We start from the raw sequence: 26,490 nt of genomic DNA on the forward strand, positions 1-26,490 counted from the left end.
CGCTCCCGGCGCAGGGTAAAGCGCACGACCTCGCCCTTTTTGTTGGTGGCGAAACCGTAAAGCTTGCCCGAATCGGTCAGCACGCCCTGGAAGCGAAAAGCACCCTCGCCGGCGTTCAGCGTCACCGTGCAACCGCTGACGGCCTCGACGCCGCCGGAAATCTGGGCGCCATCCCGCCACCCGAAATCGGTGTTGATGCTGCCCTTGCGGTCCATGGTCCAGGTCAGCGCCTCGCCGGCCCGGACGAATTCCATGCGGGTCTGCGGCGCCACCCAGCGTCCCACCAGCCAGCCGCCGTCATTAGCCGCCGACACGTCGCAGATCGGTTCGGGCAACGGCTCGGGCGGGCCGACCTTGGGAGATTTCGGGAAATCCTCGGCCCACGCCGGAGCGGCGGCCAGGATCAGGGCGGCGGTGAACAGAACTCGACGCATGGGAAACCTCACTTCTTGCTGGTGGGCAGATAGCCCCGGTCGGTCATGCACATGCCGGCATAGGCCTGAATCTGCTTCTTGGCGGCGGCGCGGTCGTAGTCGCGGAACACGCCCGACCCTTCGTCCTCGCGATAGCCGGCCTGGGCCTCGGCCCACCGGCGGCACGCGGACCAGTCGCGACTCCACTGGCTTTTCGGCACGTCGGGATTTTGCCACGGCACCGAAGTCGCGGCGCATCCGCCAAGGGCGGCAAGGGCAAGACAGGCAAGAACGGCACGGCGCACGGCGATTTCCCCTGACAAGGCGACGGGCCGCCATTCCGCCACAGGCCGGCCCGTGTTGCAACCTCGGGAAATCGCGTGGGCTCGGGTTGTGGGCGCTCGGGCCACTGTCTATACTGCGGCGCACCAAGCGGCCACACCAAGCGGCCCATGAACAGAGGAGCACACGGCATGAGCGGCGAATCCCTGAACGGCTTCTATTTCGAGGAATTGTTCGTCGGCCAGACGGCGGTGTTCGGCAAGACCGTGACCGAGGCCGACATCGCGGCTTTCGCCGGCGTGTCGGGCGACACCAACCCGGTCCACCTGAACGAGGAATACGCCAAGGGCACCATGTTCAAGGGTCGTATCGCCCACGGCATGCTGTCGGCGTCGTTCATCTCGACCGTGTTCGGCACCAAGCTGCCGGGACCGGGCTGCATCTACGTCTCGCAAAGCCTGAAGTTCAAGGCCCCGGTCAAGATCGGCGACACGGTGATGGCCCGCGTCGAGGTGACCGCGCTGGCCCCGGAAAAGAAGTTCGCCACCTTCAAGACCCAATGTCTGGTCGGCGACAAGGTGGTGCTGGACGGCGAAGCCACCCTGATGGTCCCGGCCAAGGGTTGAAGTCAGGCACCCGGCGTTTGCGGGGGGGCGTCTTCGGGCGCCTCCTTGCGTTTCAGCCGTGCCCGCACCAGCCGGTGCAGCCCGTAGACCACGACCGCAATGGCTGCCGCCACCAGGATGCGGTGTTCCCATTGCTTGATCTCGCCCATCATGCCCTGGATCGCCTGACCGAACAGATAGCCCAGGCCACCCACCGTCACCGCCCACACGGCGGCCGAAACCATGTTGAGCAGGGCGAAGCGCAAGGGCGGAATGGACGACAGCGCGATACCGATCAGCCCAACCGTGCGCAACCCGTAAAGAAAGCGGCACACCAGCACGAAACCGTCGCCCCACCGATCCAGCATGCGGCCGACACGGGCCGACGCGGCTGCGCTTTTGGGATGTTTTCCCAGCCAGGCCTTGCCATAACGGCGGCCCATCCAGAACCACACCTGATCGCCGGTGAACGATCCGACAAAGGCGCACAACATCACCAGATCAAGGCGCAACAACCCCTGATGGGCGGCGAAGCCGGCCAGAACCGGCACCGTTTCGCCCTCGAAGAAGGTTCCGGCCAGAACCGCCAGATAACCAAACTGGGCGACAAGCTGTTCCATGGTCAACGGCGGCAGACCGCCACCACCTCCAGATGAGCGGAAAACGGGAACTGGTCGATGGGCGTGACGGTCTCGATCCGGTAGCCGCCATCACGCAAACTGCGCAGGTCGCGGGCCAGGGTCGCCGGATTGCACGACACCGCCACCACCAGATCCGGCCCGGCCTCGGCCAGAATCTCGGCCTGCGCCTGGGCGCCGGCACGCGGCGGGTCGAACACCACCGCCTGGAACTTTTTCAGTTCGGGCGCCAGCAACGGACGACGGGCAAGGTCGCGCACTTCCGAGGTGACGCGCAAGCCCTGGGCGTTGACCGCCAGCTCAAGAGCGCGGATCGGCCCCTCTTCGCCTTCGACCGCGTGCACCGCACGGCCGGAAGCGGCCAAAGGAAAGGTGAAGCTGCCGCAGCCGGAATAAAGGTCGGCGACGGGGTCCGCCCCGCCCACGGCCGCCACCACCCGCTCGGCGATGGCCAATTCGCCGCCTCGCGTCGGTTGCAGGAAACCGCCGGGGGCCGGTTCCACCGCGACACCGCCGAACCGCACCAGCGCCGGACGGCGCCGGGCGATGGGATCGACGAAACCGGCGCCGGGGCGACGCCAGGACAGCCGCGCCAGATCGTGAGCGTCGGCGAAGGCGGCAAGGCGTTCGCGGTCGAACAGGTCAAGGCGGGCATCGGCCTCGACCAACACGTCGAGACCGCTTTCGGTCTGGGCCACCACCACGTCGCCATCCTCACCGTCGGCCACCACTGCGGCCAGCAGGTCCCGCAGGGGGGGAAGCAACGCCGCCAAGGCCGGCTCCAGCAACAGACAGCGTTCGACATCGACCACCGCGTGGCTGGCCCGCGCGTTGAAACCAAGCGTCACCGCCGCCTTGCGCCGGGAAAAGGCGAAGGCCGCCCGGCGGCGGGAACCGGCGGGCACCCGCACCAACTCGTCAACCACCACGTCGCCCAATCCGGCACGGGCCAATTGCGTCGCCACCAGGGCACGCTTCCAAGCGACATAGATGTCGTCCGCCACATGCTGAAGGCTGCATCCGCCACAGCGGCCGTAATGGGGGCAGGCCGGCTCGACCCGGCCGGGGCCGGGCGCCACCACCTCGATCAAGGCGGCGGCCAGACCTTCGCCCCGACGACCTTCGACGCGGGCCACCACCCGGTCGCCGGGCACGGTGAAGGGCACGAACACCTGATCCTCGCCCAACCGCGCCACACCGTCACCCCGCGCGCCGATGGCCTCGATCTCGACCTCGACGGTGCGGGCGGGCGGCGGCGGCTTTCCCTTGGATCGGGATGCGGAAGAACGCTTGAACGGACGGTTTTTCATGGGCGGGACACCGGAAGGGACACTTGCGACAGGTCGGAAACGAAACGCGACAATAGCGCGGCCGTGCCCTGTTGCAAGGCCGCGACCGCCGCCGCCGGCCCGGTTCCGGCCGCGCTCGGCTCGGCTTCATAGCTCCGCAGCATCAGCAGCGACCCGTCGCGGGCCGACACCACGGCCAATTGCAGCTTGATCGCCACCCGTCCCTTGTCAGGCAAGGCCTCGAAACGGAACAGCCGGCCACGCACCATCCAATCCGGCGGCACCCGCAAATCAGGGGTCACCACCTGGCGGGCGATTCCGGCACGACGCAGGGTTTCCGCCAAATCCTGCTGCAAGGCGGTGGCCGGGGCGTCGCTCCACAGGTCATAACGATAACGCGACAGCGCGCCGTCGGCTTCCACATAGGCCAGACCGCGTTCCGACAGCACCCCGTCCACGTCCAGCCGGTTGACCTCGACCACGCCGGGCAGGACCGGAGCGGACAACGCCGCCACCTCGGGCACCGCCCCCAGCCGGTAGAAATTGTCGCGCGGCGCCGCCGGCGAGGCGCAGGCGGCAAGGGCCGCGACGCCAAGGACCGCCAACAGGCCGCGACAGCTTCGTTGCGGGTTCATCCGTGTCCATCCGTGTCCCATGGCCGCTCTCTCTACCGCCGTCCCGATCCGTCGTCATGCGCCTTGGTGCCGCCGATCAGCACGCCGGGGTTTTCCCGCAATTGGCGGCTGAATTCGTTGAAATTGCGGCTGGTGTTTTCCAGGTTGTAGGTGATGGAATCGATGTTGCGCGCCACACTTTGCAGGATGTAGCGCAGATCCTTAAGGCTGGCCTCGACCGCCGGGCCGCTTTTTTGCACCGTGCCGTCCAGCGTCGTCAGCACCGAATCCACCTTGGCCCGGCTGTCCTTGAGACCGGCGGTCAGTTCCGCCAGGTTGTCCAGCGTCTGGGCGACGCGGGCGGCATTGGCCTCGGTCACCACCTGCGACGACAAGGTACCGGTCATCTTCTGCACGTCGGCGGTGATGCGCGGCGCCTTGACCGCCAGATCGGACGAAATGGCCACCAGATTGGCCAACAGGTCGGGAGCCTGTTTTTCCAGGATCGAGCCCAGGGAATCGACCCGCTGGTTGATGTTAGCCAACAGCGGCAGCAATCCCTGCTGGTTCAATACCGCCACCTGTCCGGCCATTTCGTTCATGGTGGCGAAGATGTTGGCCGCCGGCCCGCCGGGAATTTCCGCGCCGGGTTCCAGCATGCGCTCCGACCCGCCGCCCTTGATGTCCACCGTCATGGCCGCCAGGATGCCGGGGGCGGCGACGCGGGCCACACTGCCTTCGGGAATGGGCCAATGCTCGCGCACCGCCATCACCACCCGGAAACTGGTGCGCCCGTCCTCGCGCAACGGCACGATGTCGTCCACCTGGCCGACCACGAAGCCTTCATAGGTGACCTTGGTGCCGAACTTCACGCCCTGGACGTTGTTCAGCCGGGTGACATAGGTGTCGACCGTCCCCGTCCGCCCGGTCAACAGCGCCACCACCACCAGCAACGCCACCAGCATGGCGGCGACGAACCCGCCGACGATCACATAATTGATGCGCACGTCCTTCATAGGCGTTTCCCTCGGGGTTCGTCCTCGTCGCCGTCACGGATTCCCATCAGGCGGCGCAAATAGGCGTCGGGGTCCACCTCGGCCTCTTCGGTGCGGCGATTCAACAGGTTCTGGATGCGGGGACTGGTGCTGGCGCGGATTTCGTCGACGGTGCCAAGCGCCAGCACCTCGCCCTTGTCCAGCACGCAGATCCGGTCGGCGATCTTGAACGTGGAATCCAGGTCGTGGGTGACCACCACGATGGACATGCCCATGGCGTCGCGCAGCCGCAGGATCAGGTCATCGATGCTGGACGCCACCACCGGGTCGAGACCGGCCGAGGGTTCGTCGCAGAACAACAGCCTGGGGTCCATGACGATGGCGCGGGCCAGGGCGGCGCGCTTGATCATGCCGCCCGACAGTTCCGAGGGCATCAGATCCTCGAACCCGGCCAGACTGACCACCTCGAGCTTGAGCCGGGTGACGATGCCGATGGTGGTCTCGTCCAGTTGGGTATGTTCGCGCAAGGGCAGGGCGATGTTGTCGCCCACGCTCATGGACGAGAACAAGGCCCCCGATTGGAACGCCACCCCCATGCGGGTCCGCAGTTCCTGTTTCTCCAGGGGAGTGACGGCGTTGACGTCCCTGCCCAGGATGCGGATGGAACCCGACGACGGCCGCAGCAACCCAAGCAGGTGGTTGAGCAGCGTGGTCTTGCCCGAGCCCGAGCCCCCCATGATCACGAAGATCTCGCCCATGCGCACGTCGAGCGACACGTTCTTCAGGATATGACGGCTGCCGTAATAGGTCTGGAGGTTGCGGACCTCGATGGAATTGGTCTCGGCCGTCATCGCGTCACCATGAAGGCGAACACCATGTCGGTGATGATGATGGCGGAAATGGCGTGCACCACCGAGCGCGTGGTCATGCGCCCCACCCCCTCGGCGCCGCCGGTGACCGAGGCGCCGTTGACCACGCCGACGATGGTCACCAGCACGGCGAAGATGGCGCTTTTGGCCAGGCCATGCATGACGTCGTTGAGCTTGAGCACGGTCTGCAACTCGTCGCCATAGGCGGCCAGCGAGGTCTGAAGCTGGGCCGAGACGTAAAGCCCGGCCGCCAACAGGCTGACAAGGTCGGCCCACAGGGTCATCAGCGGCAGCATCACCACCATCGCCACCAGGGGCGGCACCACCAGGAAACGCACCGGGTTGATGCCCATGACCGTCAGCGAATCGATTTCCTGGTTGATCCGCATGGTGCCCAGCCGCGCCGCCAGTGCCGAGCCCGAACGCCCGGCCACCAGGATGCCGGTGATCAGCGGCGAGAACTCGCGTACGGTGGAAAGCGCGATCCCCAGCGTGACCCGGCTTTCGGCACCGAAGGTGCGCAGCGTGTAGATGCCCTGGATGGCCAGCATCAGGCCGATGGTGGCGGCCAGGATGGTGACGATGGGCAACGCCGCGATCCCCACTTCCATGGCCTGGGCCACCACCGGGGCCATCCGCACCCGCTGCCGCCGCCGCTGACCGAGAACCAGCCACCACAGCGCCTCGCCCAACAGGCTGGCGGCGAAGCCGAACTCCTCGAGCCCGCGCACGAAGGCGCGGCCAAGACGGTCGAACAAGGTGTGGAGGCGGGCGGCGAGCATCGGGCTTCCTAACCGGCCAAGGCGGCGTCCACAGTGTCGGCCAGGGCGAACACCTTGTCCAGCCGGGCCAGTTGCAGTACCCGCATGGCCGGGGCGCTGACCGCCACCAGGACGAAGCGGGTGGCGTTCTTGCGCGCCGCCTGATAGGCCTCGACCAGACTGGCGATGCCGGAACTGTCGATATAGGCGACGCGCGACAGGTCCACCAGCACGTCACGCTGTTCGAACATCAGGTCCATCAACTGGCGACGCACCGTCGGCGAATGCTGAAGGTCGATCTCGCCGGCCAGGGTCACAACGACGGTGGTGCCGCGTTCTTGGGTTTCCATCTTCATCGGGGGTCTATCCGTCTGCTCATCTGCAACAGGTTGCCGACGCCGTCGGGCGACGTCAGGAACTCCACCCGGTCCATCACCGAGCGAATGAAATGCAATCCCAGACCGCCGGGACGCACCTCGTCCAGCGGCCGCGGCAGCAGCCGGGCGCAATCCACCGGCGGCGCCGAATCGTTCAGACGCACCACCAGGTCGCCACAGGCCCGTTCGACCCGGACCCGGATATCGCCGTCCCCGCCGCCATAGGCATGGCGGATGATGTTCTGACAGGCCTCGTCCACCGCCAGCACCACGTCGCCGGCCATGTCCTGGCCGCAGCCCAGCGCCGAAACCGCCGCGGACACCGCCCGACGGATGTCGCACAGGGATTCGGGACGGGCGGGAAACTGCCGGTCCAAGGCGGCCTTGCGCTCCTCGACCAGCACCATGGTCATGTCGTCGCGCAACGCCGCCCCCTTGGGGGCGATGGCGTCGACCACCGCCGCCATGCGCGCCGGCGGCGGCAAGGCGCGATGACGCAACAGCAACTCCTCGACCCCTTCGCCGCCCAGCATCTCGCCATCCTCGCCGCGCGCCTCGGTCAGGCCGTCGGTGAACAGCACCAGGGTCTGGCCGCCCAACTCGATCTCGCTTTCCGGGCAACCGTCGGCGAACAAGGCGGGATCGATGCCCAGGGGCGGCATGCCGCCCTCGATCCGGCGCACCGTGTCGCCACACAGCAACAGCGGCGTCTCGTGACCGGCATTGGCCAGCACCACCCGCCCGGTCGCGGGTTCCAGGATGCCGGCGACCATGGTCACGAACATGCCCGCCGAACCGGTTTCCGCCAATTCGGAATCGATGGCCGTCAACAATGCGCCGGGACCGTCCAGGCGCTTGGACAGGCAGCGAAACAGGCTGGCGGTTTTCGCCATCAAAAGCGCCGCGTTCATGCCCTTGCCCGACACGTCGGCGATGGTGAAGGCGATGCGCCCGTCCGGCAGTTCCACCACGTCGAAAAAGTCGCCCGACACACCGCGCGCCGGCCGGTTGATACCATGAATGGGAAAATCCGCCGGACGCGACGGCGGCAGCATGGCGCGCTGAATATCGAAGGCCAGCGCCAGTTCGCGCCGGAACGCCTCGCGCTCGGCCATGGCCGCCGCCTGACGGGCGTTGATCAGCGCCAACGCCGCCGAAGCGGCCAACGCCTGAAGAATGCGGCGGTCGTCGTCGTCGAACGCCAGGTTGCCGCGTTTGTTGAACAACTCGATGGCGCCCAGGCATTCGTCGCGCACCGACATGGGCGCACACAGCACCGTGCGGGTGGTGAAGCCGGTGGCGTCGTCCACCTTTTGGGTAAAATCCGGGTCCAGGGCGGTGTCGCGCACCAGTTGCGGCCGGTTGCGCAGCACCGCGCGCCAGACGATGCCGTCACCTTTCGGCAGCCTGAGCCCGGTCACGTCGGCCGGACCGCAACAGGCGCGGCACACCAGTTCGCCGCTGTCGCCGTCCATCAGGAACAACGACGCCGCCTCGGCCTCCATCCTTTCGGCGATCAGCTTGAGCCCGACCCGCAGGCTTTCCTCGATGTCGCGCGACAGGGCGAAATCGGCCGTCATCTCGGCGATCAGCTCGAGATCGTCGGCCAATCCCTGCGGCAAGTCGGGAACCGGCGAAGATGGGGGTAACGGCGCGTCGTTCATCGCCGGGCATGATGCCCGGCTTTACCGGCGCCGCCAACCCTTGGCCGCATATACAAACGCCGGAAATTAACCCGCCAGTTCCTTGCCACGGCGGGTGGCGGCGGCGACGGCGTCGTCCATCAACTCGCCGAATCCCTTGCCCTCGGCCATCAGCACCGCCAGGGCGGCGGCGGTGGTCCCACCGGGACTGGTGACGTTGATGCGCAATTGCTCGCTGCTTTCCGCCGACTGGCTCAGCAACTGTCCCGATCCCCACACGGTGGCCCGCGCCAGACGGGTCGCCAGTTCCGGCGGCAGACCGGCCTTGGCGCCGGCCTTGGCCATCACCTCGGCCAACAGGAACACATAGGCCGGACCCGAACCGGAAACGGCGGTGACCGCGTCCATCAGCCCCTCGTCGTCGATCCAGGCGACTTCACCCACCGCTTCGAGCAGGATTTGGCAGGCGGCCCGGCGGGCGGCATCCACGCGGGCGTTGGCGACGCAGACGGTGATGCCGGCGCGCACGGCGGCCGGTGTGTTGGGCATGGCCCGTACGATGGCGACGTCGCCCAGAAGACCGGCAAAGAACGACACCGGCTTGCCGGCGGCGATGGACAGGAACACCCCGTCCTTGAACCGGGCGTAAGAGGGCGCGACCTCGGCCATCACCTGCGGCTTGACCGCCAGCACCACCACGTCGGGCATGAAGGCGCGATCAACGGCGCCGACCGTATCCACCACCGTCACCCCCTTGGGGCCGAAGGTGTCGCGCGCCGCGCCACCGGGTTCCACCACCACGATGCCGGCGGGGTCGATGCCCCGCTCGATCCAGCCCGCCAACATGGCGGACCCCATCTTGCCACAGCCGACCAACAGCACTCGGGTCACGACGCGCCTCGTTTGCAGATTACCGAAGAAGAGAAATTAGATGACCACAGACGGCGACCGTTGAACAGCGGCGATCGACGCCCCGCCCCCGCAACACCCCATGTGGTTTTTTGCGCGTCTCAGGCTTCGCCCACGGTTTCCAACAGCGACGCGGCGATGGCTTCCTTGGCCGACTTGCCGCCCCACACCACGAACTGGAAAGCCGGATAGAAGCGCTCGCACTCGGTGACCGCGATGTCCATCAGGTCCTCGATCTGCTCGGCCGAGAACCCGGCGGCGCCGCGCAACAGCGAGGTGTGGCGGAACATGGGCACGCCCTCTTCCTCCCACAGGCCGAAATGTCCGAGCCACAGCTTTTCATTGATCACCGCCAGCAATTCGTGGATCGGCCCACGCTTGGGCGCCGGCACCTTCATGTCGAAAGCACAGGTGAAGTGCATGCCGCCGGTGTCTTCACGCCAGGCGAAATAAAGCGAGTAGTTACACCACTTACCCGGCACCTCGGCGGCCAGTTCCTCGTCGGAACGGCGGTCGAAAGCCCAATCGTTGGCGACGACGAATTGCTCGACGATGTCGAGGGGATTGATCGCGGTCTCTTCCTCGTAGACGAGGGAAATCGACATGCCTTCGCCCTCCGTGGCTTGGCCGTTGTCGGAAAAGGCGTTCTTGGCCCCATGTCTTGTGGCCAGCTTACGCCCCGCGCACAAGCGGTAGAGTAGGCACAGCCGCGACCGCGGTGCAACACCTTATGAACAAATGGACTCGCATTTGTTGTGGATAAGGGCCGAATTCATCCACAGCACCGACGAGTGCCGGCACTGTTCGAACAAGTTCGCAACGTTATTGTTGCTGATAGTTCATGGCGACTTGTGGATATCCTGTGGATAGTCCAGCCCGCCGACTATTCCTTGGCGGCGCCCAGTTCCGCCAGCTTGGCCTCGAGCGCGGCGACGCGGACCTCGAGGTCTTCCTGTTCGCTGCGGGCCTTGATGGCCAGGGCGCGCACCGCCTCGAACTCGTCGCGCGGCACCATGTCGGCGCCGGCCATGACCCGCTCGAACTGTTGGCGGACCAGGGTCTCGATCTCGGCCTTCAGCCCCGACAATGCCCCCAGCGCCCCCCCGGCCATGCGGGCGAGATCGTCGAAGAAGGGGTTCTGGGTCTGCATGGCGCACGCTCTTTCAATGAATGACGCCGGATATTACGGGAGCGGAGCGGACAATTGCAAGAGAACGCCCGTCGCTTGCCCGACGCCCCGCCCCGGCCTATAAAGCCCCAAGACCGGAAGCAAGGAGCAGCCGAGCATGATCGTCGTCACCGGAGGGGCCGGTTTCATCGGGTCCAACATCCTGGCCGCGCTGGAAGAGCGCGGCGCCGGCAAGCTGGTGGTGTGCGACCGCCTGCGCTCCAACGACAAATGGCGCAACATCGCCAAACGCGAGATCGCCGACATCGTCCATCCCGAACAATTGTTCGATTTCCTGGAAGCCAACCGCAAGAACGTCGAGGTGATCTTCCACATGGGCGCCATCTCGGCCACCACCGAGACCGACGCCGACAAGATCGCCGCCAACAACTTCTCGCTCAGTTTGGCGTTGTGGAAGTGGTGCGCGCTGTCGGGCGTGCGCTTCATCTACGCCTCGAGCGCCGCCACCTACGGCGACGGCAGCGCCGGCTTCGACGACGACTGGTCCATGGAGCATCTGGCCAAGCTGCATCCCATGAACGCCTATGGCTGGTCCAAGCATCTGTTCGACCGCCGGGTGGCGCGCAAGATCGCCATGGGCTCGCGCCGGCCGCCGCAATTCGCCGGACTCAAGTTCTTCAACGTCTACGGCCCCAACGAATACCACAAGGGCGGCCAGCAAAGCGTGGTCGCCCAGGTCTATCCGCACGCCAAGGAAGACGCCGCCTACCAACTGTTCCGCTCGCACAATCCGAAATACAAGGATGGCGGCCAGATGCGCGACTTCATTTGGGTCGGCGACGTGGTCGACGTGATGATGTGGCTGTTGGACAACCCTCAGGTCAGCGGCATCTTCAATGTCGGAACCGGAAGCGCGCGAACCTTCCTCGACCTGGCTTCGGCGGTCTATGGCGCGCTGGGCAAGGACCCGAAGATCAAGTTCCAGGACACGCCGATCGCCATCCGCGACAAGTACCAGTACTTCACCGAAGCCAGCATGGCCAACCTGCGCGCCGCCGGCTACGACCGCCCCTTCACCTCGCTGGAGGACGGTGTCAGCCAGTACGTGAAGAACTTCCTCGACCGCCCGGACCGGTACCGCTGATGCTGGCCATCGCCTATCCCCACATCGACCCCATCGCCATCGAGCTGGGGCCGTTCGCCATCCGCTGGTATGCCATCGCCTACATCGCCGGGCTGATGCTGGGCTGGCGTTACGTCAAATGGCTGGTGTCCAAGCCGCCACATGCCATGCGCGACGTGGACGTGGACGACTTTCTGGTGTGGGCGACACTGGGCGTGGTGCTGGGCGGCCGCCTGGGCTACGTGCTGTTCTACAAACCCGGCTATTACCTGTCCCACCCGGCCGAAATCTTCATGCTGTGGCATGGCGGTATGGCCTTCCACGGCGGCGCGCTGGGCGTCATCGTCGCCATCATCCTGTTCGCGCGGCGACGCGGCCTGAACCTGTTCGCCATCGGCGACGTGGTGTGCTGTGCGGTGCCCATCGGCCTGTTCTTCGGCCGCATCGCCAATTTCATCAACGGCGAATTGTTCGGCCGGGTCGCCCCCGACGTGCCGTGGGCCATGGTCTTTCCCGGCGGCGGCCCCGATCCGCGCCACCCCAGCCAGCTTTATCAGGCCGGCCTTGAAGGGTTGGCGCTGTTCCTGGTCCTGTTCCTGCTGTGGCGCAACCGCGACATCCGCGAACACCGCGGCACCCTGGCCGGGGTGTTCCTGATGGGATACGGCATCGCGCGGATCATCGGCGAGTTCTTCCGTCAGCCCGACGCCCATCTCGGCTTCCTGATCGGTGGCGCCACCATGGGCCAATTGCTGTCGGTCCCGCTGATCCTAGCCGGAGCCGGCGTGGTGTGGTGGGCCCACAAATACGGCCACCGTCCCTGATGACGGCGCTGTCGGACATCTTGGCCGGGCGCATCCGGGCCGGCGGTCCGATCACCGTCGCCGACTTCATGGCCGAGGCGCTAAGCCACCCCGAACACGGCTATTACATGAGCCGCGAGCCGTTCGGCACCTCGGGCGACTTCACCACCGCCCCCGAAATCAGCCAGATGTTCGGCGAACTGATCGGGCTGTGGGCGGCGGTAACCTGGCAGGCCATGGGCTGCCCGTCCCGCGTGGTGCTGGCCGAGATGGGGCCCGGCCGTGGCACCCTGATGCGCGATCTGTTGCGTGCCGCCGCCGGTGTGCCGCCGTTTCTCAAGGCGGCCGAGGTGTGGCTGGTGGAAACCAGCCCGCGCCTGCGCCAACGTCAGCGCCAGACCCTGGGCGGTGCCGAAATCAATTGGGCCGAGCGGTTCGAGGACCTGCCCCAGGGACCGTTGATCATGGTCGCCAACGAATTGTTCGACGCCCTGCCCATCCGCCAGTTCGAAAAGACGGGTGGGGTGTGGCGCGAACGCATGGTGGGACTGTGCGGCGACGATTTCGCCTTCGTCCCCGGCCCGGAACACACACCGGAGGTGCCGGCGGAGGTGCTGGCGGCGGCCGACGGCTCGATCGTCGAGACCTGTCCCCAAGGCCGCGCCCTGGCCGCCACCGTGGGGGCCAGATTGGCCGGTGAAACGGGGGCGGCGCTGTTCGTCGATTACGGCCATGCCCAATCGGGTGTGGGCGACACTTTCCAGGCGGTCAAGCGTCACCGCTTTCACCCGGTCCTGGAAAATCCCGGAAGCGCCGACCTCACCGCCCATGTGGATTTCGAGGCACTGGCGGCGGCGGCACAGCCGGCACGGGCCTGGGGACCGGTCCCCCAAGGCGCCTTCCTGGAGACCTTGGGCATCCGCACCCGCGCCGCCTTGCTGGCGCAGAACGCCGGCCCAAAGGTCGCCGCCGACATCAACGGACAGATGCGACGCTTGATCGATCCCGGCGAAATGGGCACCCTGTTCAAGGTTCTGGCGCTGACGAACCCCGCCTTGCCTGCCCCCATCGGGTTCGTGTCCTGAAGGTTTCGCCCCCCATGATCACCCTGTCCGCCTTGAACGAGGTCAACCACATCCGCCACGGTTTCTTCACCCGTGAAGGCGGCGTGTCGCAGGGCCTTTACGCCTCGCTCAACTGCGGCACCGGCTCCAGCGACGACCCGGCGGCGGTGGCCGAGAACCGGGCCCGCGCCATGTCCATGCTGGATCTGGCGCCCACCGCCCTGGTCACCGTGCACCAGCAGCACACCGCGACCGCGGTGCTGGTGACGGCCCCGTGGGCCGATGGCGCCCGTCCCGTCGCCGACGCCATGGTCACCACCATTCCGGGCCTGGCGCTGGGCATCCTGACCGCCGATTGCGCGCCGGTGCTGTTCGCCGACCGCCGTGGCGGCGTGGTCGGCGCCGCCCATGCCGGCTGGAAGGGGGCGCTGGGCGGCGCGCTCGATTCCACCTTGGACCTGATGGTCGCCCAGGGCGCCAAGAAAAAGAACATCGTCGCCGCCATCGGCCCGTGCATCGGCCACCGTTCATACGAGGTCGGGCCGGACTTCCCGGCGCCGTTCCTGGCCGAGGCCGACGAGAACAAGGATTTCTTCGCCCCCGCCCGCCGCGCCGGCCATTTCCTGTTCGACCTGCCGGGCTATGTATCGCGCAAACTGGCGCGGCTGGGTGTCGTCGACGTCACCCGCGTTCCCGCCGACACCTGCCGCGACGAGGCCCGCTTCTTCAGCTACCGCCGCACCACCTTGCGCGGCGGCGGCGATTACGGGCGGCAATTGACCGCCATCTTGCTGGATCGCTAGGCATGCCGCACTTTCTCATGCTGTTCGCCTTTTTGATGATCGGGTCGCTGGTCACCTGTGTCGCCATGGTCGCGTCGTGAGACCGTCGCTCGCGGTCCTGGCCGCCATCCTGGCGCTCGCCGCCTGCGGCGAGGTGCCGCAGCCGTTCCGCCACGACGATTCCATTCCCCGCCTGGCGGTGCCCAAGATGACCCGCGGCGTCACCGTCCGCCCCCCCGCCGACACCGCCGACGGACGCGCCCTGGCCGAATCCCTGGTGCGGGCGTTCGAGGACCAGGAAGTTCCCGCCCTGGTCGGCGACGGTCACCCCTTCGGGTACGTGGTCGAAGGCGAATTGCAGGAAACCGCCCAGGGCGCCCAGGTTCTCTGGACGCTCAAGGCACCCGACGGCACCGTTTCCGAAACCGCCGAACATCGGGTTCCCCGCGCCACCCTGGAACAGGGCAGCCCGATCCTGCTGAAACGTGCCGCCATGGCGGCGGCCAGCCGTTTGTCCATGCCGCTGGCCGATCCCGACGCGGCCCCGTCCCAAATGCCGACGCCGCAGGCGATCGACCGGCGCCCCACCGCCACGGTCGCACCGTTGCGCGGTCTGCCCGGCGACGGCGACAGCTCCCTGACCGAAGCCATGAAACGGGCGTTGGGCCGGGGCGGTCTGGCGATCAAGCCCGAGGGCGGCACCTATCTGGTGGAGGGTCGCGTCACCGTCACCCCCGGCCGGCAGGGCGAGGAGATCGTCGGCGTCGCCTGGATCGTCAAGACCGGCAAGGACGGCGCCGAACTGGGCCGGGTTGCCCAGGACGGCAGCATTCCCAAGGGCCGTCTGGACAAGTCCTGGGGCACCATGGCCCGCGACATCGCCGAGGGCGGCGCCGCCGGCGTGGTCGAGGTTGTCCTGACCGATTCGGAAAACCACGGCGGCAAGCAGCCGTAATTCCATTTACAGAAAAGTAACCTGCTGATATACGAGGCCCGTTCAAGAAAGCTTTCAAAAAATCAAGGCGCGAAATGGTCGGCCCGTCCGGGGTTCCGACCCTGAAAGCCGCGCCATCCGGGATATTTGGCCGTCACGGCGGCCGCTGGTCTTGAATCTTGCGCGCACGGGTAGCAACACCATGAAAATCCTCGCCTGCAACAGCAATCGTCCGCTCGCGGAAGCGATTGCCGAATACCTCAACATCGGCATCACCAAGGGCTCGGTCCGCCGGTTTTCCGACATGGAGGTGTTCGTCGAAATCCACGAGAACGTCCGCGGCGAGGATGTCTTCGTCATCCAGTCCACCTGCTACCCCACCAACGACAATCTGATGGAGCTGCTGATCACGCTGGACGCGTTGAAGCGCGGCTCTGCCCGGCGCGTCACCGCGGTGATCCCCTATTTCGGCTATGCCCGCCAGGATCGCAAATCCGGCCCCCGCACCCCGATCTCGGCCAAGCTGGTGGCGAACCTGATCACCACCGCCGGCGCCGACCGCGTCGTCACGCTGGATCTGCATTCCGGCCAGATTCAGGGCTTCTTCGACATTCCGCTCGACAACCTCTACGCCGCGCCGGTGTTCACCAACGACATCCGCTCGCGCTATGAGAACGTCATGATCGTGTCGCCTGACGTCGGCGGCGTGGTGCGTGCCCGCGCCATCGCCAGCCGCATCGACGCCGATTTGGCGATCATCGACAAGCGCCGCGAACGCGCCGGCGTGTCCGAGGTCATGAACATCATCGGCGACGTCAGGGGACGGCGCTGCATCATGGTCGACGACATCGTCGATTCCGCCGGCACCCTGTGCAACGCCGCCACCGCGTTGATGAACGCCGGCGCCGTGTCGGTCTCGGCCTATGTCACCCACGGCGTGCTGTCGGGCGGCGCCGTCGCCCGCGTCACCTCGAGCCCGCTCGAGGAACTGGTCATCACCGATTCCATTCCGGCGACCGAGGCGGTGAAGGCCGCGCCCAACATCCGTCAGATCACCATCGCGCCGCTGATGGCCGAATCGATCCAGCGCATTTCCGAAGAACGTTCGGTTTCCAGCCTGTTCGACTAAGGACCGGCAACGGTACGACAGGAAAGAGGGGGTGCCGCAAGGTCGCCCCCTTTTCTGTTTCACGCGCCCTTCAGCACTTCGGCCAAGGCCCGGAAATCGGCCTTGCGCGGCGAACTGGGCCGCCACGCCAGACCGATGCCGCGCACCCCGGCATCCATGATCGGCCGCGCCACCAGACCAGTACCGGCCAACACGCCGCAATCCACCGCCATCTTGGGCAGCAGCGTGATGCCCAGACCGTTGGCCACCATCTGCACCAAGGTCACCATGCTGGTGCCGAGAATCCCCTCGCCCTTGGCCGGTCCCGGCAAGTGACAGGCGGCCAGGGCGTGGTCGCGCAGGCAGTGGCCTTCCTCCAGCAACAGCAATTCCGCGGCGGCCAGATCGGCCGAACACAGGTCGGCTTTGGCCGCCAGCGGATGATCGGGCGGGCAGGCCAGCAAGAAGGGGTCGTCGCCCACCTCCAACGTCTCGACATCGGGGGCGTGATAAGGCAGCGCGATCAACACCACATCCAGATCACCGGCCGCCAGACGTTCCAGCAGCCGTGCCGTCAAATCCTCGCGCAGATAAAGTCTGAGGCCGGGATGGGTCTCGCGTAGATACGGCATCACACGCGGCAGAACATAGGGACCGATGGTCGGAATGACCCCCAGCCGCAACGGCCCCGACAGCGGTTCCGACGACGCGGCGGCAAGATCGGCGATTTCCTCGGCGCCGCGCAGCACGGTGCGGGCACGGGCCACCACTTCCTCGCCGATGGGGGTCAGCATGACCTTGCGCTTGGTGCGTTCGACCAGCACCACCCCCAACAGATTCTCCAACTCCTGCAACCCGGCCGACAAGGTGGATTGGGTGGCCAGACAGCTTTCGGCGGCACGACCGAAATGCCGGTATTCGGACAGCGCCACCAGATAGCGCAACTGGCGCAAGGTCGGCAGGATTTTCATATCATCGCCCCCTTCGATTTCTGTAACAGAAATATTCCGTTGGATCGATGAGTCAAGCCCGACATATGGTCTGGCTCAAGGCGCTTCCCTCTCCCCTGCCGGGAAGCAGCCACGGCGGGTCCTTCCCCCTCCCTCCCCTCCCCCCTACGGGTCGGGGAAAACCGCAAAGAAAAACGGCGGAGCCGCAAGGCTCCGCCGTTTTACGTTCCTGCGGCCGGCGCCTACTTCTTCAGGTAGTCGCGGATCAGCACTTCGGCGATCTGCACCGCGTTCAGCGCAGCGCCCTTGCGCAGGTTGTCCGACACGCACCAGAACGACAGGCCGTTGTCGATGGTCGGGTCCTGGCGAATACGGCTGACATAGGTGGCATCCTCGCCCACGCATTCGATCGGAGTGATGTAGCCGCCGGGTTCGTGGCGGTCCACCACCACCACGCCGGGCGCGGATTCAAGGGCGGCGCGGGCTTCCTCGACCGACACCGAGTTCTCGAACTCGACGTTGACCGATTCGGAATGGCCGACGAACACCGGCACGCGCACGCAGGTAGCGTTGACCTTGATCTTGGGGTCCAGGATCTTCTTGGTCTCGACCACCATCTTCCATTCTTCCTTGGTCGAACCGTCATCCATGAAGACGTCGATCTGGGGAATCAGGTTGAAGGCGATGGGCTTGGCGAATTTCTGCGGCTCGCGCGCGTCGTTGACATAGACGCCGCGGGTCTGTTCGAACAACTCGTCCATGCCTTCCTTGCCGGCACCCGACACAGACTGGTAGGTCGAAACCACCACGCGCTTGATGGTGCCCAACGTATGCAGCGGCTTCAGCGCCACCAGCATCTGGATGGTCGAGCAGTTGGGATTGGCGATGATGCCCTTCTTGGTGTACTGGGCGATCGCCTCGGGGTTCACTTCCGGGACCACCAGCGGGATGTCGGGGTCCATGCGGAAATGCGAGGTGTTGTCCACCACCACGCAGCCGGCGGCCGCGGCGCGCGGGGAGTGGATGGCCGACACCTTGGCGCCGGGCGACGACAGGGCGATGTCGCAACCGGCGAAGTCGAACTTCTCGAGGTCCTGGACCTTGAGGATCTTGTCGTCGCCGAACGACACTTCCTTGCCGACCGAACGCGCGGAGGCCAACGCCACCACTTCGTCGGCGGGGAAGTTGCGCTCGTCCAGGATGCGCAGGATTTCGCGACCCACGTTGCCGGTGGCGCCGATGACAGCAACCTTGTAACCCATGTTCCCTTTCTCCGTTGTCTGGAGCCCTGGTCTTCGCCCCGAGCGCCTTCCCCATTATGCGAAAGCCCGCGGGAACCGTCCGCGGGCCTTGATGCAGTCGTGACGAACCGGCCCGCGCTAAACGGTGATCTTAGTGCCGGTTTTAGTGGTGGCGACGGACGTCGCGCCCTGGGCGACACCCAGGTCGGCAATCGCGGCAGCGATGGCGAAGCGACCAGACATGAACGATGACCTCCGTCGAAGCCGTAGCTTTACCGCAACGCAACGGCCCGACGCAAGCGCTTTCCCGGTTACTGGTTGCGGATGCCCGAACAGACGCGCACGACGAAGGCGTCGATGTCGTCGTTCATGCCGACCGTGCGCGCCGCCAGGTCGCCGGCGGCGACCAGAACCTGGTCGGCGGCCTCGGTGGCGGTGCCGGCCACCTGGCTGACGTCGCCGATGGTGTTGGCCACCGTCTGCACACTGGCGGCGACGTCGCGGATCGAGCGGCTGATCTCGGCCACCGCCGACGATTGCTGTTCGGTGGCGGCGGCGATGCCGGTCGAGTTGTCGTTGATGTCGCGGATCATGCCGGCGATGGCGCGCACCGCCTCGACCGCGTGGCCGGTGGCTTCGCGCATGCCCATGATCTGGGCCGAGATGTCGTCGGTGGCCCGCGACGTCTGGTTGGCCAGATGCTTGACCTCGTTGGCGACGACCGCGAAACCCTTGCCGGCCTCGCCGGCTCGTGCCGCCTCGATGGTGGCGTTCAGCGCCAGAAGGTTGGTCTGCGACGCGATCTCGGTGATCATGTTGACCACATCGCCGATCTTTTGCGCCGCCTCAAGCAGTCCATGGATGGCTTCGTCGGTTTCGCCGGCCACGCGCACCGTTTCCTGGGCCATGTCGGCCGAGGCCTGGATGCGCGACGCCACCTCGCGGATGCCGCCGGCCACCTGTTCGGCCGCCGCCGCGACGCCTTCCACATGGCTTGAGGCGTCACCCGCCGCCCGTGCCACGGTGGCCGATTGCTCGCTGGTCTGCGACGCGATCGAGCTCATCTGCTGGGCGGTGGCTTCCAATTCGGTGGCGGTGGCCGCCACCGCCTGGCTCATGTGCTTGATGGTGTTGCCGACGCCGGTGGCCTCGGTGACGAATTCCTTGCTGCGCCGTTCCATGCCGGCCAGCGCGTCGTTGATCAGCCGCGCGTGATCCGAGAACTCGCCGACCAGACCCTCCAACAGGATATGACGGAAATAACGCCCCTCGGCGGTTTTCGCCATGGCGGCGTCGGCCTCCTTGGTGAAGGCCTCGGTCAGGTCGAGCAGACGGTTGATGGCGTGATCCAGTTCGCCCAGCACGCCGCCTTCGGTCAACCCGACCAGACGCACGTCCAGACGGCCGGCGGCGGCCTGGGTCAAAACCTCGCGGGACCGCAGCGCGTTGGCGCGGGTCTTGACGGTGAACACCAATCCCGACAGCCCGGCCAGCAAGACCACCCCGGCCACCAGGGATTGGGCCACGCCCTGTCCCGAGACCAGTTCCATCACCAGCAACACCAAGCCGGCGGCGGCACACACCACCGACGACCACAGCGCCTTAGAGAGCGAAGACGAATTCATCGTAAGGAACCCCCAGCGCCTGCAACTTGTCCACAAGGGCCTTGAACGAGGCTTCCATCCCTTGCTTGCGGTCTTCGTGCGCCGCTTCGATCGCCAGAAGCTCGTTATAGAGAGCCTCGGCCTTGGCCACCGATTCGCGCTTGGGGCTGCGTCGGTTGGAATGATAGCTGACGATGTTTCCCTGACCGTCGAAGGTCGGCGTGACATGCGCCAGAACCCAGTAATGATCGCCGTTCTTGGCCCGGTTCAGGACATAGGCGAAAATCTCGCTGCCGGACTGGATGGTGTCCCACAACAGCTTGAACACACAACGCGGCATGGCCGGATGGCGGATGGCATTATGAGGCTGTCCCAGAATCTCGCGCTCGCTGTAGCCGGCGATGCTGAGGAACACCTCGTTGGCGTAGATGATCCGGCCCTTGAGATCGGTCTTGCTGACGATGATCTCGTCGCGGCCGAAAGTCCGCTCCACACCTGTCAAATGAACGTCAGACCTTGCCATATCCCCCCCGGGTTGGCTGTGCCTAGGGACGCCACACGCCGCTTTCCGGCCGCACGGCTTCCTTCAGGCATATCTCGTACACCATTGACACTTAACCGATGCTTAAATCTGGATCAATGTTCGCACGCGCGTCATGGACAATATTTGGCGGATCGGGGAAAACGAACACAAGTCGTTGATTTCCACAAATGGCATTTTAACCTAAAGTATATTCACCCCACTTCCCCCCCTTGCGCGGCAAGACGTTTTGTCGCACAACCCGCGCCATGAACTATCGTCACGCCTATCACGCCGGCAACTTCGCCGATGTCCAGAAGCACGCGGTCCTGGCCTTGATCGTCGAGCACCTCAAGCGCAAGGAATCGGCGTTCTGCTATCTCGACACCCATGCCGGCATCGGCTCTTACGACCTGGGCTCGGTCCAGGCGGAAAAGACCGGCGAATGGCAGGACGGCATCGGCCGCGTGCTGGCCGCGGCCACCGATGCGCCCGAGGAACTGGCCCCCTATCTGACGGCGGTCGAGGCGGTCAACCCCGGTGGCGGCGTCCTGCACTATCCCGGCTCGCCGCAGGTGGTGGCGTCATTGGCCCGGCCCGGCGACCGCCTTGCCCTGTGCGAGTTGCATCCCGAGGACGTGGACGAATTGCGGCGACGGTTCCGGCAGGACACGCGCATCGGCGTTCACCACACCGACGGCTACGGCGCGCTCAAATCCATGCTGCCGCCGCCCGAACGGCGGGGGCTGGTGCTGATCGACCCGCCGTTCGAGAAACGCGACGAGTTCGCCGCCATGCGCAAGGGGCTGGCCCAAGCCATGAAACGCTGGAATTCCGGCCTTTATGCGCTGTGGTATCCGATCAAGGCGCGCGAGCCGGTAGCCCGTTTCCACGCCGATTTGTGCATGATAGATCTGCCCAAAACCCTGGTGGCCGAGGTGCTGGTCGCCCCTGACGACGTGCCCGACCGCCTGAACGGTGCCGGACTGGTGCTGGTCAACCCGCCCTGGAAACTGGACGAAGCGTTGGAGACGTTGCTGCCCTGGTTGGCACGGACACTGGCGCCACAGACGGGATCGTGCCGCGTGGAATGGTTGATCCGCGAAAAGTCGGGCGCCCATTAACCCCTTGGATAATCCCCTTATCCCTTTCCCCAGGTGGTGACCCCGCCCCCGAAGGAGCACACTTGCCAACAGGTCGAAACAGCCACTTTTGAGGAGGCGGAACGACCATGCTGTTACAGTGGCAACAGGAATTCGAGGTGGGCCACCGTCCCACCGATCTGGCGCACCGGGCCGTCGTTGACCTCTTGAACGAGTTGGACGAATCCCTGGCCGTTGGCGCCCCGCAAGAAGTCGTCGAGCGGCTTTTGGGCGAACTCAACCACCTTTTGACCGAGCATCTTGAAAGCGGGCATGACGCCCTGGAGCGGCTGTGCCGGGGAGAAGGTCCCGACAGCCGCCACGACCTCAAGCTTCTGGCCCATTGGTGGCTGGCCCATTTGTGCGGCCAAGACCCGGTCCAGCCCTGCGCGCCGACTAAACCGCCGTCACATTGACGCAATCCACCCGCCAGCCGTCACTGGTGCCCTCGATCCGGGTCAGGGACAACGGCTGAATGGAAAACCGTAGCGCTTGCGCCGGTTCCAAGCCCAAGGCCATGGCCAGCGCGGCCCGGATGGTGCCGGCATGAACCACGGCCACCACGTCGCGGCCGGGGAACTGGTCCGACAGCCGACACAGGGCACGGCGCACGCGGGCACAGACCAGGGCAAAGCTTTCACCCTCGGGCGGGGTGGTTTCCGCCGGGTCCTGCCAAAACGCGGCGAGATCGGGGTCCTTGGCGGTTTCCAGTTCCAGCCAGCTTTTTCCCTGCCAGCGGCCGAAATTCTGTTCGGCCAGATCGGGTTCGACCACCGGCGGCGGCAACAGCAAGCCGGCCGCCTCAAGCGCCCCCGCCGTCTGACGGCAGCGCATCAGGCCGCTTTCCACCAACACCGCGTTGGCCGGAACACGCCGTGCCAGTTGCAGGAAGTCCTCGTCGTCCGAAGTATCACAGGCCACGTCCAACTGACCAGTGATCCGGCCATGCGGGCACGGCACCGGCGCATGCCGTACCAGCCACCAGCGGGTGTCACGCGCCTTGTTCATGCCCAAGCTCCCGCCGCTGCCACCAGAACCGCCATTTCCGCCACTTGCTGCACCGCCCCCAATACGTCGCCGGTAAACCCGCCGAAATTTCGTCGCGCCAGAACCACCATCCCCCAAGCGGCTGCCAAAGCCGACAGCACCGCCACCGGCGCGCCAGTTCCCAGGCCCCCCAGTGCCAGCACCAGCCCCAGAACCGCCGCCGTCGCCGCCACGGTGGCGTCGGGCACGCCGGCCCCGGCGCCCAACCCTTCGGCACGGGCCGATGGCATCACCTGCATGGCCGCCGGAATCAGAGCCCGCGACCATGCCGCCGCCGCCACCAGCGCCCCCAACCCCGCCAGACCGGACGGCGCGGCGGCCAAGGCCGCGCAGCGCAACCCCACTGAAAACACCAGGGCCAGCACGCCATAGGCGCCCGAACGGGAATCGCGCATCACCTCAAGCCGCTTCTCGCGACCTCCACGCGCCCCAAGCCCGTCGGCGGTGTCGGCCAAACCGTCCTCGTGCAAGGCGCCGGTCAGCAGCACCCCGGCCAGCACCGCCAGCATCGCGGCCGGCAAGGCGGGCAACACGGCCTGCGCCGCCAGGAACACCAGCCCGGACAACGCCCCGACCGCCCCCCCGACCAGGGGAAAGAAACGCATGGCACGCGCCAGCGTGCCGGGCGGCAACATGCCGCAATCGGGCAACGGCAAGCGCGTCAGGAAGACGAAAGCCAGATGCGCCTGGGCCAACAGGCCGGGCGGCGGCAATATCTCGGGCGGGGGGGATGGCTGTTCTGTCATCGTCGATGGTGATTTCGGCTGTCGTTTGGGTTATAGGACCAACCGCCGCGCCTGCGCAACATCTTGGGGAGAGGTCATTTGAATACCTCCATTTCTAGTGTGGCCGACATCGAGTCCCTGATCGCCGCCTTGCCCGCGGCGGATCAGGCCGCCGCCGCCTTGTGGGCCGCCCGCGACCCGCAATTGACCAAGCCGCCGGGCGCCCTGGGCCGTCTCGAGGAATTGTCGTTGTGGCTGGCCAGTTGGCAGGGGCGTCACCCGCCGCGCCTGGAAACCCCGCGCGCCCGCGTCTTCGCCGGAAACCATGGTGTCGCCGCGTTGGGCGTGTCGGCCTTTCCCGCCGAGGTCACCGTGCAGATGGTGAAGAACTTCGAGCATGGCGGCGCCGCCATCAACCAGCTCTGCCGCACCTTCGGCACCGAACTGGCGGTGGTGTCCCTGGACCTTGACCGCCCCACCGCCGACTTCACCAAAGGTCCCGCCATGGACGAGGCCGAATTCGTCGCCGCCTTCCGTGCCGGCATGGATTCGGTTCCCGACGACACCGACTTGCTGGCCTTGGGCGAAATGGGGATCGGCAACACCACCCCGGCGGCGGCCATCGCCTGCGCGCTTTATGGCGGCGACGCCGATGGTTGGACCGGGCGCGGAACCGGTGTCGACAATGCCGGCCTGATCCGCAAGACCGAGGTGGTCGCGGCCGGAGCCGCCTTGCACAAGGGCAAGGCACCGTTGGAAATCCTGCGCTCCCTTGGCGGGCGCGAACTGGCGGCCATGGCCGGCGCCGTGCTGGCGGCGCGTCTCAAGCGGGTGCCGGTGCTGTTGGACGGCTATGTCTGCACCGCCGCCGCCGCTCCGCTCGAAGCCGCCTGCCCCGGCGCGCTCGACCATTGCGTGGTCGCCCACGTCTCGGCCGAACCGGGGCATCAGCGCTTGCTGTCGGCACTGGGCAAGGAACCGTTGCTGAGCCTGGGCATGCGTCTGGGCGAGGCGTCGGGCGCCGCCCTGGCCATCGGCGTCGTCAAAGGCGCGCTGGCCTGTCACACCGGCATGGCGACTTTTGCCGAGGCCGGCGTCGCGGCAGGATGACCGCCACCAGGGCGCCGCTCAGGCGGCGGGTGGATTGACAGGGGCGCCGCTCAGGCGGCGCTCTTGGCCGCCGCCACGAAAGCGGCGATCTTGGCCGGGTCCTTGACGCCGGGACGCTCCTCGACCCCGGACGACACGTCCACCGCCGGGGCTCCGGTCACCCGGATCGCCTCGGCCACGTTGGCGGACGTCAGGCCACCCGCCAGCATCCACGGCACCGGGCATTTGAACCCCGCCAGCACCGACCAGTCGAAGCTGACGGCGTTGCCGCCGGGCAAATCCGCCCCCTTGGGCGGCTTGGCGTCGAACAAGATCCAGTCGACCACCTCGTAAAACGGCTCGGCGGCGGCAAGGTCGTCCTTTGTCGCCACCGGGATGACCTTCATCACCTCGACGCCGTATTCGGCCCGCACCCGCGCCAGACGCTCGGGCGTTTCCGATCCGTGGAACTGAAGCATGTCCAGGCGCAAATGGCTGGTCACCTCGTCCAACAACGCATCGTCGGGATCGACGAACAGGCCGACCTTGCAGACACCCTCGACGAACTGGCTCAACTCGGCCGCCTGTTCGGCGCTCACCGCGCGCGGGCTCTTGGGATAGAACACGAAGCCGATGAACTCGGCACCGGCTTCCAGCGCCGCGTCGATGGCCTCTTCGTCGTTCAGGCCGCAAATCTTGACCTGTGCCGCCATGGGATATCCCCTACCGCAGTTCTTCCGCGATGCGTCGCGCCGCGTCGGCCGGGTTGGTGGCGCCGGTGATCGGGCGGCCGATGACCAACAGGTCGGCGCCGGCCTTCAACGCCTCTTTCGGCGTCATGAACCGCTTTTGGTCGCCAGCCTCGGCCCAGGCGGGGCGAATGCCGGGAACCACCAGGGTCATGTCCGAGCCGACCACGTCGCGCACATGCGCCACCTCGTGCGGGGAACAGACCAGACCATCGACGCCGGCCTTTTGCGCCAGTTCGGCCAGCCGCTTGACCTGATCGAGCACAGTGCCGCCAAAGCCCACCTCGGCCATCGCCGGCTGGTCGAGCGAGGTCAGCACGGTGACCGCCAGAACCTTGGTCGCCGACCGGTTGGCCTTGGCCGCGCCTTCGCGCGCCGCCTCGGCCGCCGCCTGCATCATGGCGAAACCGCCAGAGGCATGGATGGTGGTCAGCCGCGGCGCCAGCTTGGCCACGCCACGCATGGCGCCGGCCACCGTGTTGGGAATGTCGTGCAGCTTGAGGTCCAGGAACAACGGCATGCCGAGATCGGCAATGGCTTCGACCCCACGCGGCCCGCAATAGCTGAAGAACTCCAGACCCAGCTTGACGCCGGCCACCAGCCCCTTGAGGCCGGTTGCAAGCGCCGCCGCCTGGGCAACATCAGTGGTGTCGAGGGCGACGTAAACGGGCGAAGTCATGGCGTCTCCAGGAATGTCCAGAGGGCGTTATAGCGCAGACCGAAGCCGCGCGCGAGAGATCCGGGAAACAGCCTCAGCCGCCCGCGGGCGGCGGCAGTTGCGGCGCGGAAACCTTGTCGTCGGAACCGCCGGCGGCAGCCAGCTGACGTTCCAGCGATTCGGCGCGGCGGCGATGATACCCCGCCGCCATGCGGGCGGAATGGCCGCCCAGCCAAGCGACCAAGGCCCCCAGCATCAATCCCAGCACCAGCGGCCCCAGGACCGCCAGATAGACCGGCACTTCGACACTCCAGGGCAGCGGCCACAATTCCAGGCGCAGGCCATGGCGGTTGGCGACGGCGAAAACCACCGCCACCAGCGACACCGGCAACGCCAGAAGCCAGCCGAGCAGGCGCATCACGCCCCC

Annotated in this window: 32 protein-coding genes; 10 read left to right on the forward strand and 22 right to left on the reverse strand. The window is 66.5% G+C overall.

Annotated elements, in window-relative coordinates:
- Together G4223_RS17990 and G4223_RS17995 are read right to left on the reverse strand one after the other, a co-directional pair.
- Window positions 1-434 (reverse strand): hypothetical protein (locus G4223_RS17990; RefSeq protein ID WP_163682603.1); only part of this gene is annotated, 434 nt, incomplete at its 3' end.
- A gap of 8 nt (window positions 435-442) precedes the next feature.
- Window positions 443-718, reverse strand: a complete 276-nt coding sequence (locus G4223_RS17995) for a hypothetical protein (protein ID WP_163682605.1) — start codon at window positions 716-718, stop codon at window positions 443-445.
- Window positions 719-886: 168 nt separating this feature from the next.
- Between G4223_RS17995 and G4223_RS18000 the strand changes: the two genes are divergently transcribed.
- A complete protein-coding gene (locus G4223_RS18000; RefSeq protein WP_163682608.1) occupies window positions 887-1,321 on the forward strand; it encodes a MaoC family dehydratase in 435 nt (144 codons plus the stop codon).
- Window positions 1,322-1,323: 2 nt separating this feature from the next.
- Here G4223_RS18000 and G4223_RS18005 read toward each other — a convergent pair whose 3' ends face one another.
- The 11 genes from G4223_RS18005 to G4223_RS18055 form a co-directional block, all read right to left on the reverse strand.
- Window positions 1,324-1,920, reverse strand: coding sequence for a DedA family protein (locus tag G4223_RS18005; protein ID WP_241004217.1), 597 nt, complete (start codon window positions 1,918-1,920; stop codon window positions 1,324-1,326).
- Window positions 1,921-1,922: 2 nt separating this feature from the next.
- Window positions 1,923-3,248 (reverse strand): class I SAM-dependent RNA methyltransferase, encoded by a 1,326-nt coding sequence (locus tag G4223_RS18010; RefSeq protein ID WP_163682612.1) that lies wholly within the window; start codon window positions 3,246-3,248, stop codon window positions 1,923-1,925.
- Window positions 3,245-3,862, reverse strand: a complete 618-nt coding sequence (locus tag G4223_RS18015; protein WP_163682614.1) for an ABC-type transport auxiliary lipoprotein family protein — start codon at window positions 3,860-3,862, stop codon at window positions 3,245-3,247. The genes G4223_RS18010 and G4223_RS18015 overlap by 4 nt, the downstream gene beginning before the upstream one ends.
- Window positions 3,863-3,894: 32 nt before the next feature.
- On the reverse strand, window positions 3,895-4,857 hold the full coding sequence (locus tag G4223_RS18020; RefSeq protein ID WP_163682616.1) for an MlaD family protein: 963 nt from the start codon (window positions 4,855-4,857) through the stop codon (window positions 3,895-3,897).
- Entirely contained in the window at window positions 4,854-5,687 is an 834-nt protein-coding gene (locus tag G4223_RS18025; protein ID WP_163682618.1) for an ABC transporter ATP-binding protein, read from the reverse strand. The genes G4223_RS18020 and G4223_RS18025 overlap by 4 nt, the downstream gene beginning before the upstream one ends.
- Complete coding sequence (locus tag G4223_RS18030) at window positions 5,684-6,487, reverse strand: MlaE family ABC transporter permease (protein ID WP_163682619.1); 804 nt, start codon at window positions 6,485-6,487, stop codon at window positions 5,684-5,686. Before G4223_RS18030 ends, G4223_RS18025 begins: the two co-directional genes overlap by 4 nt.
- Window positions 6,488-6,495: 8 nt before the next feature.
- Window positions 6,496-6,822, reverse strand: coding sequence for an STAS domain-containing protein (locus tag G4223_RS18035; protein WP_163682621.1), 327 nt, complete (start codon window positions 6,820-6,822; stop codon window positions 6,496-6,498).
- Window positions 6,819-8,507, reverse strand: a complete 1,689-nt coding sequence (locus tag G4223_RS18040; protein WP_163682624.1) for an ATP-binding SpoIIE family protein phosphatase — start codon at window positions 8,505-8,507, stop codon at window positions 6,819-6,821. Before G4223_RS18040 ends, G4223_RS18035 begins: the two co-directional genes overlap by 4 nt.
- Window positions 8,508-8,573: 66 nt before the next feature.
- Window positions 8,574-9,377: a pyrroline-5-carboxylate reductase gene (gene proC, locus G4223_RS18045; protein WP_163682626.1), complete on the reverse strand. Its 804-nt coding sequence runs from the start codon at window positions 9,375-9,377 to the stop codon at window positions 8,574-8,576.
- Between the two features lie 119 nt (window positions 9,378-9,496).
- Window positions 9,497-10,000, reverse strand: a complete 504-nt coding sequence (locus G4223_RS18050) for a type III secretion system chaperone family protein (RefSeq protein ID WP_163682628.1) — start codon at window positions 9,998-10,000, stop codon at window positions 9,497-9,499.
- Between the two features lie 278 nt (window positions 10,001-10,278).
- Window positions 10,279-10,545 (reverse strand): accessory factor UbiK family protein, encoded by a 267-nt coding sequence (locus G4223_RS18055; protein WP_163682630.1) that lies wholly within the window; start codon window positions 10,543-10,545, stop codon window positions 10,279-10,281.
- Window positions 10,546-10,681: 136 nt separating this feature from the next.
- Here G4223_RS18055 and rfaD point away from each other — a divergent pair, with 136 nt between their 5' ends.
- From rfaD to G4223_RS18085, 6 genes are all read left to right on the forward strand, one after another.
- Window positions 10,682-11,668 (forward strand): ADP-glyceromanno-heptose 6-epimerase, encoded by a 987-nt coding sequence (gene rfaD / locus G4223_RS18060; RefSeq protein ID WP_163682632.1) that lies wholly within the window; start codon window positions 10,682-10,684, stop codon window positions 11,666-11,668.
- Window positions 11,665-12,471, forward strand: a complete 807-nt coding sequence (gene lgt, locus G4223_RS18065) for a prolipoprotein diacylglyceryl transferase (RefSeq protein ID WP_163682883.1) — start codon at window positions 11,665-11,667, stop codon at window positions 12,469-12,471. Before rfaD ends, lgt begins: the two co-directional genes overlap by 4 nt.
- Window positions 12,471-13,535 carry a class I SAM-dependent methyltransferase gene (locus G4223_RS18070; RefSeq protein ID WP_163682634.1) on the forward strand — a complete coding sequence of 355 codons (1,065 nt, stop codon included), beginning with the start codon at window positions 12,471-12,473 and terminating at the stop codon, window positions 13,533-13,535. The genes lgt and G4223_RS18070 overlap by 1 nt, the downstream gene beginning before the upstream one ends.
- A gap of 14 nt (window positions 13,536-13,549) precedes the next feature.
- Entirely contained in the window at window positions 13,550-14,317 is a 768-nt protein-coding gene (gene pgeF, locus G4223_RS18075) for a peptidoglycan editing factor PgeF (protein ID WP_163682636.1), read from the forward strand.
- Window positions 14,318-14,393: 76 nt separating this feature from the next.
- A complete protein-coding gene (locus G4223_RS18080) occupies window positions 14,394-15,251 on the forward strand; it encodes a hypothetical protein (RefSeq protein WP_163682638.1) in 858 nt (285 codons plus the stop codon).
- 181 nt (window positions 15,252-15,432) lie between these two features.
- Window positions 15,433-16,359: a ribose-phosphate pyrophosphokinase gene (locus G4223_RS18085; RefSeq protein ID WP_163682640.1), complete on the forward strand. Its 927-nt coding sequence runs from the start codon at window positions 15,433-15,435 to the stop codon at window positions 16,357-16,359.
- 59 nt (window positions 16,360-16,418) lie between these two features.
- Here G4223_RS18085 and G4223_RS18090 read toward each other — a convergent pair whose 3' ends face one another.
- The 4 genes from G4223_RS18090 to G4223_RS18105 form a co-directional block, all read right to left on the reverse strand.
- Complete coding sequence (locus G4223_RS18090; protein ID WP_163682642.1) at window positions 16,419-17,309, reverse strand: hydrogen peroxide-inducible genes activator; 891 nt, start codon at window positions 17,307-17,309, stop codon at window positions 16,419-16,421.
- 221 nt (window positions 17,310-17,530) lie between these two features.
- On the reverse strand, window positions 17,531-18,550 hold the full coding sequence (locus G4223_RS18095) for an aspartate-semialdehyde dehydrogenase (protein WP_163682644.1): 1,020 nt from the start codon (window positions 18,548-18,550) through the stop codon (window positions 17,531-17,533).
- A gap of 290 nt (window positions 18,551-18,840) precedes the next feature.
- Window positions 18,841-20,154, reverse strand: coding sequence for a methyl-accepting chemotaxis protein (locus tag G4223_RS18100; RefSeq protein ID WP_163682646.1), 1,314 nt, complete (start codon window positions 20,152-20,154; stop codon window positions 18,841-18,843).
- The gene (locus G4223_RS18105) at window positions 20,132-20,656 is read right to left on the reverse strand and encodes a PAS domain-containing protein (RefSeq protein WP_163682648.1); all 525 of its coding nucleotides are present in this window, start codon (window positions 20,654-20,656) and stop codon (window positions 20,132-20,134) included. The genes G4223_RS18100 and G4223_RS18105 overlap by 23 nt, the downstream gene beginning before the upstream one ends.
- Window positions 20,657-20,922: 266 nt before the next feature.
- On the opposite strand from G4223_RS18105, the gene G4223_RS18110 reads away from it, so the two are divergent.
- Both G4223_RS18110 and G4223_RS18115 read left to right on the forward strand, forming a co-directional pair.
- Window positions 20,923-21,777, forward strand: coding sequence for a 23S rRNA (adenine(2030)-N(6))-methyltransferase RlmJ (locus G4223_RS18110; RefSeq protein WP_163682650.1), 855 nt, complete (start codon window positions 20,923-20,925; stop codon window positions 21,775-21,777).
- A 107-nt stretch (window positions 21,778-21,884) separates the two neighbouring features.
- The gene (locus G4223_RS18115) at window positions 21,885-22,211 is read left to right on the forward strand and encodes a hypothetical protein (RefSeq protein ID WP_163682652.1); all 327 of its coding nucleotides are present in this window, start codon (window positions 21,885-21,887) and stop codon (window positions 22,209-22,211) included.
- Here the strand turns inward: G4223_RS18115 and G4223_RS18120 are convergent.
- Together G4223_RS18120 and cobS are read right to left on the reverse strand one after the other, a co-directional pair.
- A complete protein-coding gene (locus G4223_RS18120) occupies window positions 22,192-22,803 on the reverse strand; it encodes a histidine phosphatase family protein (RefSeq protein WP_163682654.1) in 612 nt (203 codons plus the stop codon). The two genes, G4223_RS18115 and G4223_RS18120, sit on opposite strands and share 20 nt — an antisense overlap.
- Window positions 22,800-23,588, reverse strand: coding sequence for an adenosylcobinamide-GDP ribazoletransferase (gene cobS, locus G4223_RS18125; RefSeq protein ID WP_163682656.1), 789 nt, complete (start codon window positions 23,586-23,588; stop codon window positions 22,800-22,802). The genes G4223_RS18120 and cobS overlap by 4 nt, the downstream gene beginning before the upstream one ends.
- A 78-nt stretch (window positions 23,589-23,666) precedes the next feature.
- Between cobS and cobT the strand changes: the two genes are divergently transcribed.
- On the forward strand, window positions 23,667-24,677 hold the full coding sequence (gene cobT / locus G4223_RS18130) for a nicotinate-nucleotide--dimethylbenzimidazole phosphoribosyltransferase (RefSeq protein ID WP_163682658.1): 1,011 nt from the start codon (window positions 23,667-23,669) through the stop codon (window positions 24,675-24,677).
- Between the two features lie 50 nt (window positions 24,678-24,727).
- On the opposite strand, the gene G4223_RS18135 is transcribed toward cobT, so the two are convergent.
- The 3 genes from G4223_RS18135 to G4223_RS18145 form a co-directional block, all read right to left on the reverse strand.
- Window positions 24,728-25,369 (reverse strand): phosphoribosylanthranilate isomerase, encoded by a 642-nt coding sequence (locus tag G4223_RS18135; protein WP_163682660.1) that lies wholly within the window; start codon window positions 25,367-25,369, stop codon window positions 24,728-24,730.
- 10 nt (window positions 25,370-25,379) lie between these two features.
- Window positions 25,380-26,084 carry an orotidine-5'-phosphate decarboxylase gene (gene pyrF, locus G4223_RS18140; RefSeq protein WP_163682662.1) on the reverse strand — a complete coding sequence of 235 codons (705 nt, stop codon included), beginning with the start codon at window positions 26,082-26,084 and terminating at the stop codon, window positions 25,380-25,382.
- Window positions 26,085-26,157: 73 nt separating this feature from the next.
- Window positions 26,158-26,484: a LapA family protein gene (locus tag G4223_RS18145; protein WP_476738488.1), complete on the reverse strand. Its 327-nt coding sequence runs from the start codon at window positions 26,482-26,484 to the stop codon at window positions 26,158-26,160.
- Window positions 26,485-26,490: the final 6 nt, after the last annotated feature.

Source organism: Magnetospirillum aberrantis SpK (assembly GCF_011022235.1).
Lineage (GTDB): Bacteria > Pseudomonadota > Alphaproteobacteria > Rhodospirillales > Magnetospirillaceae > Magnetospirillum > Magnetospirillum aberrantis.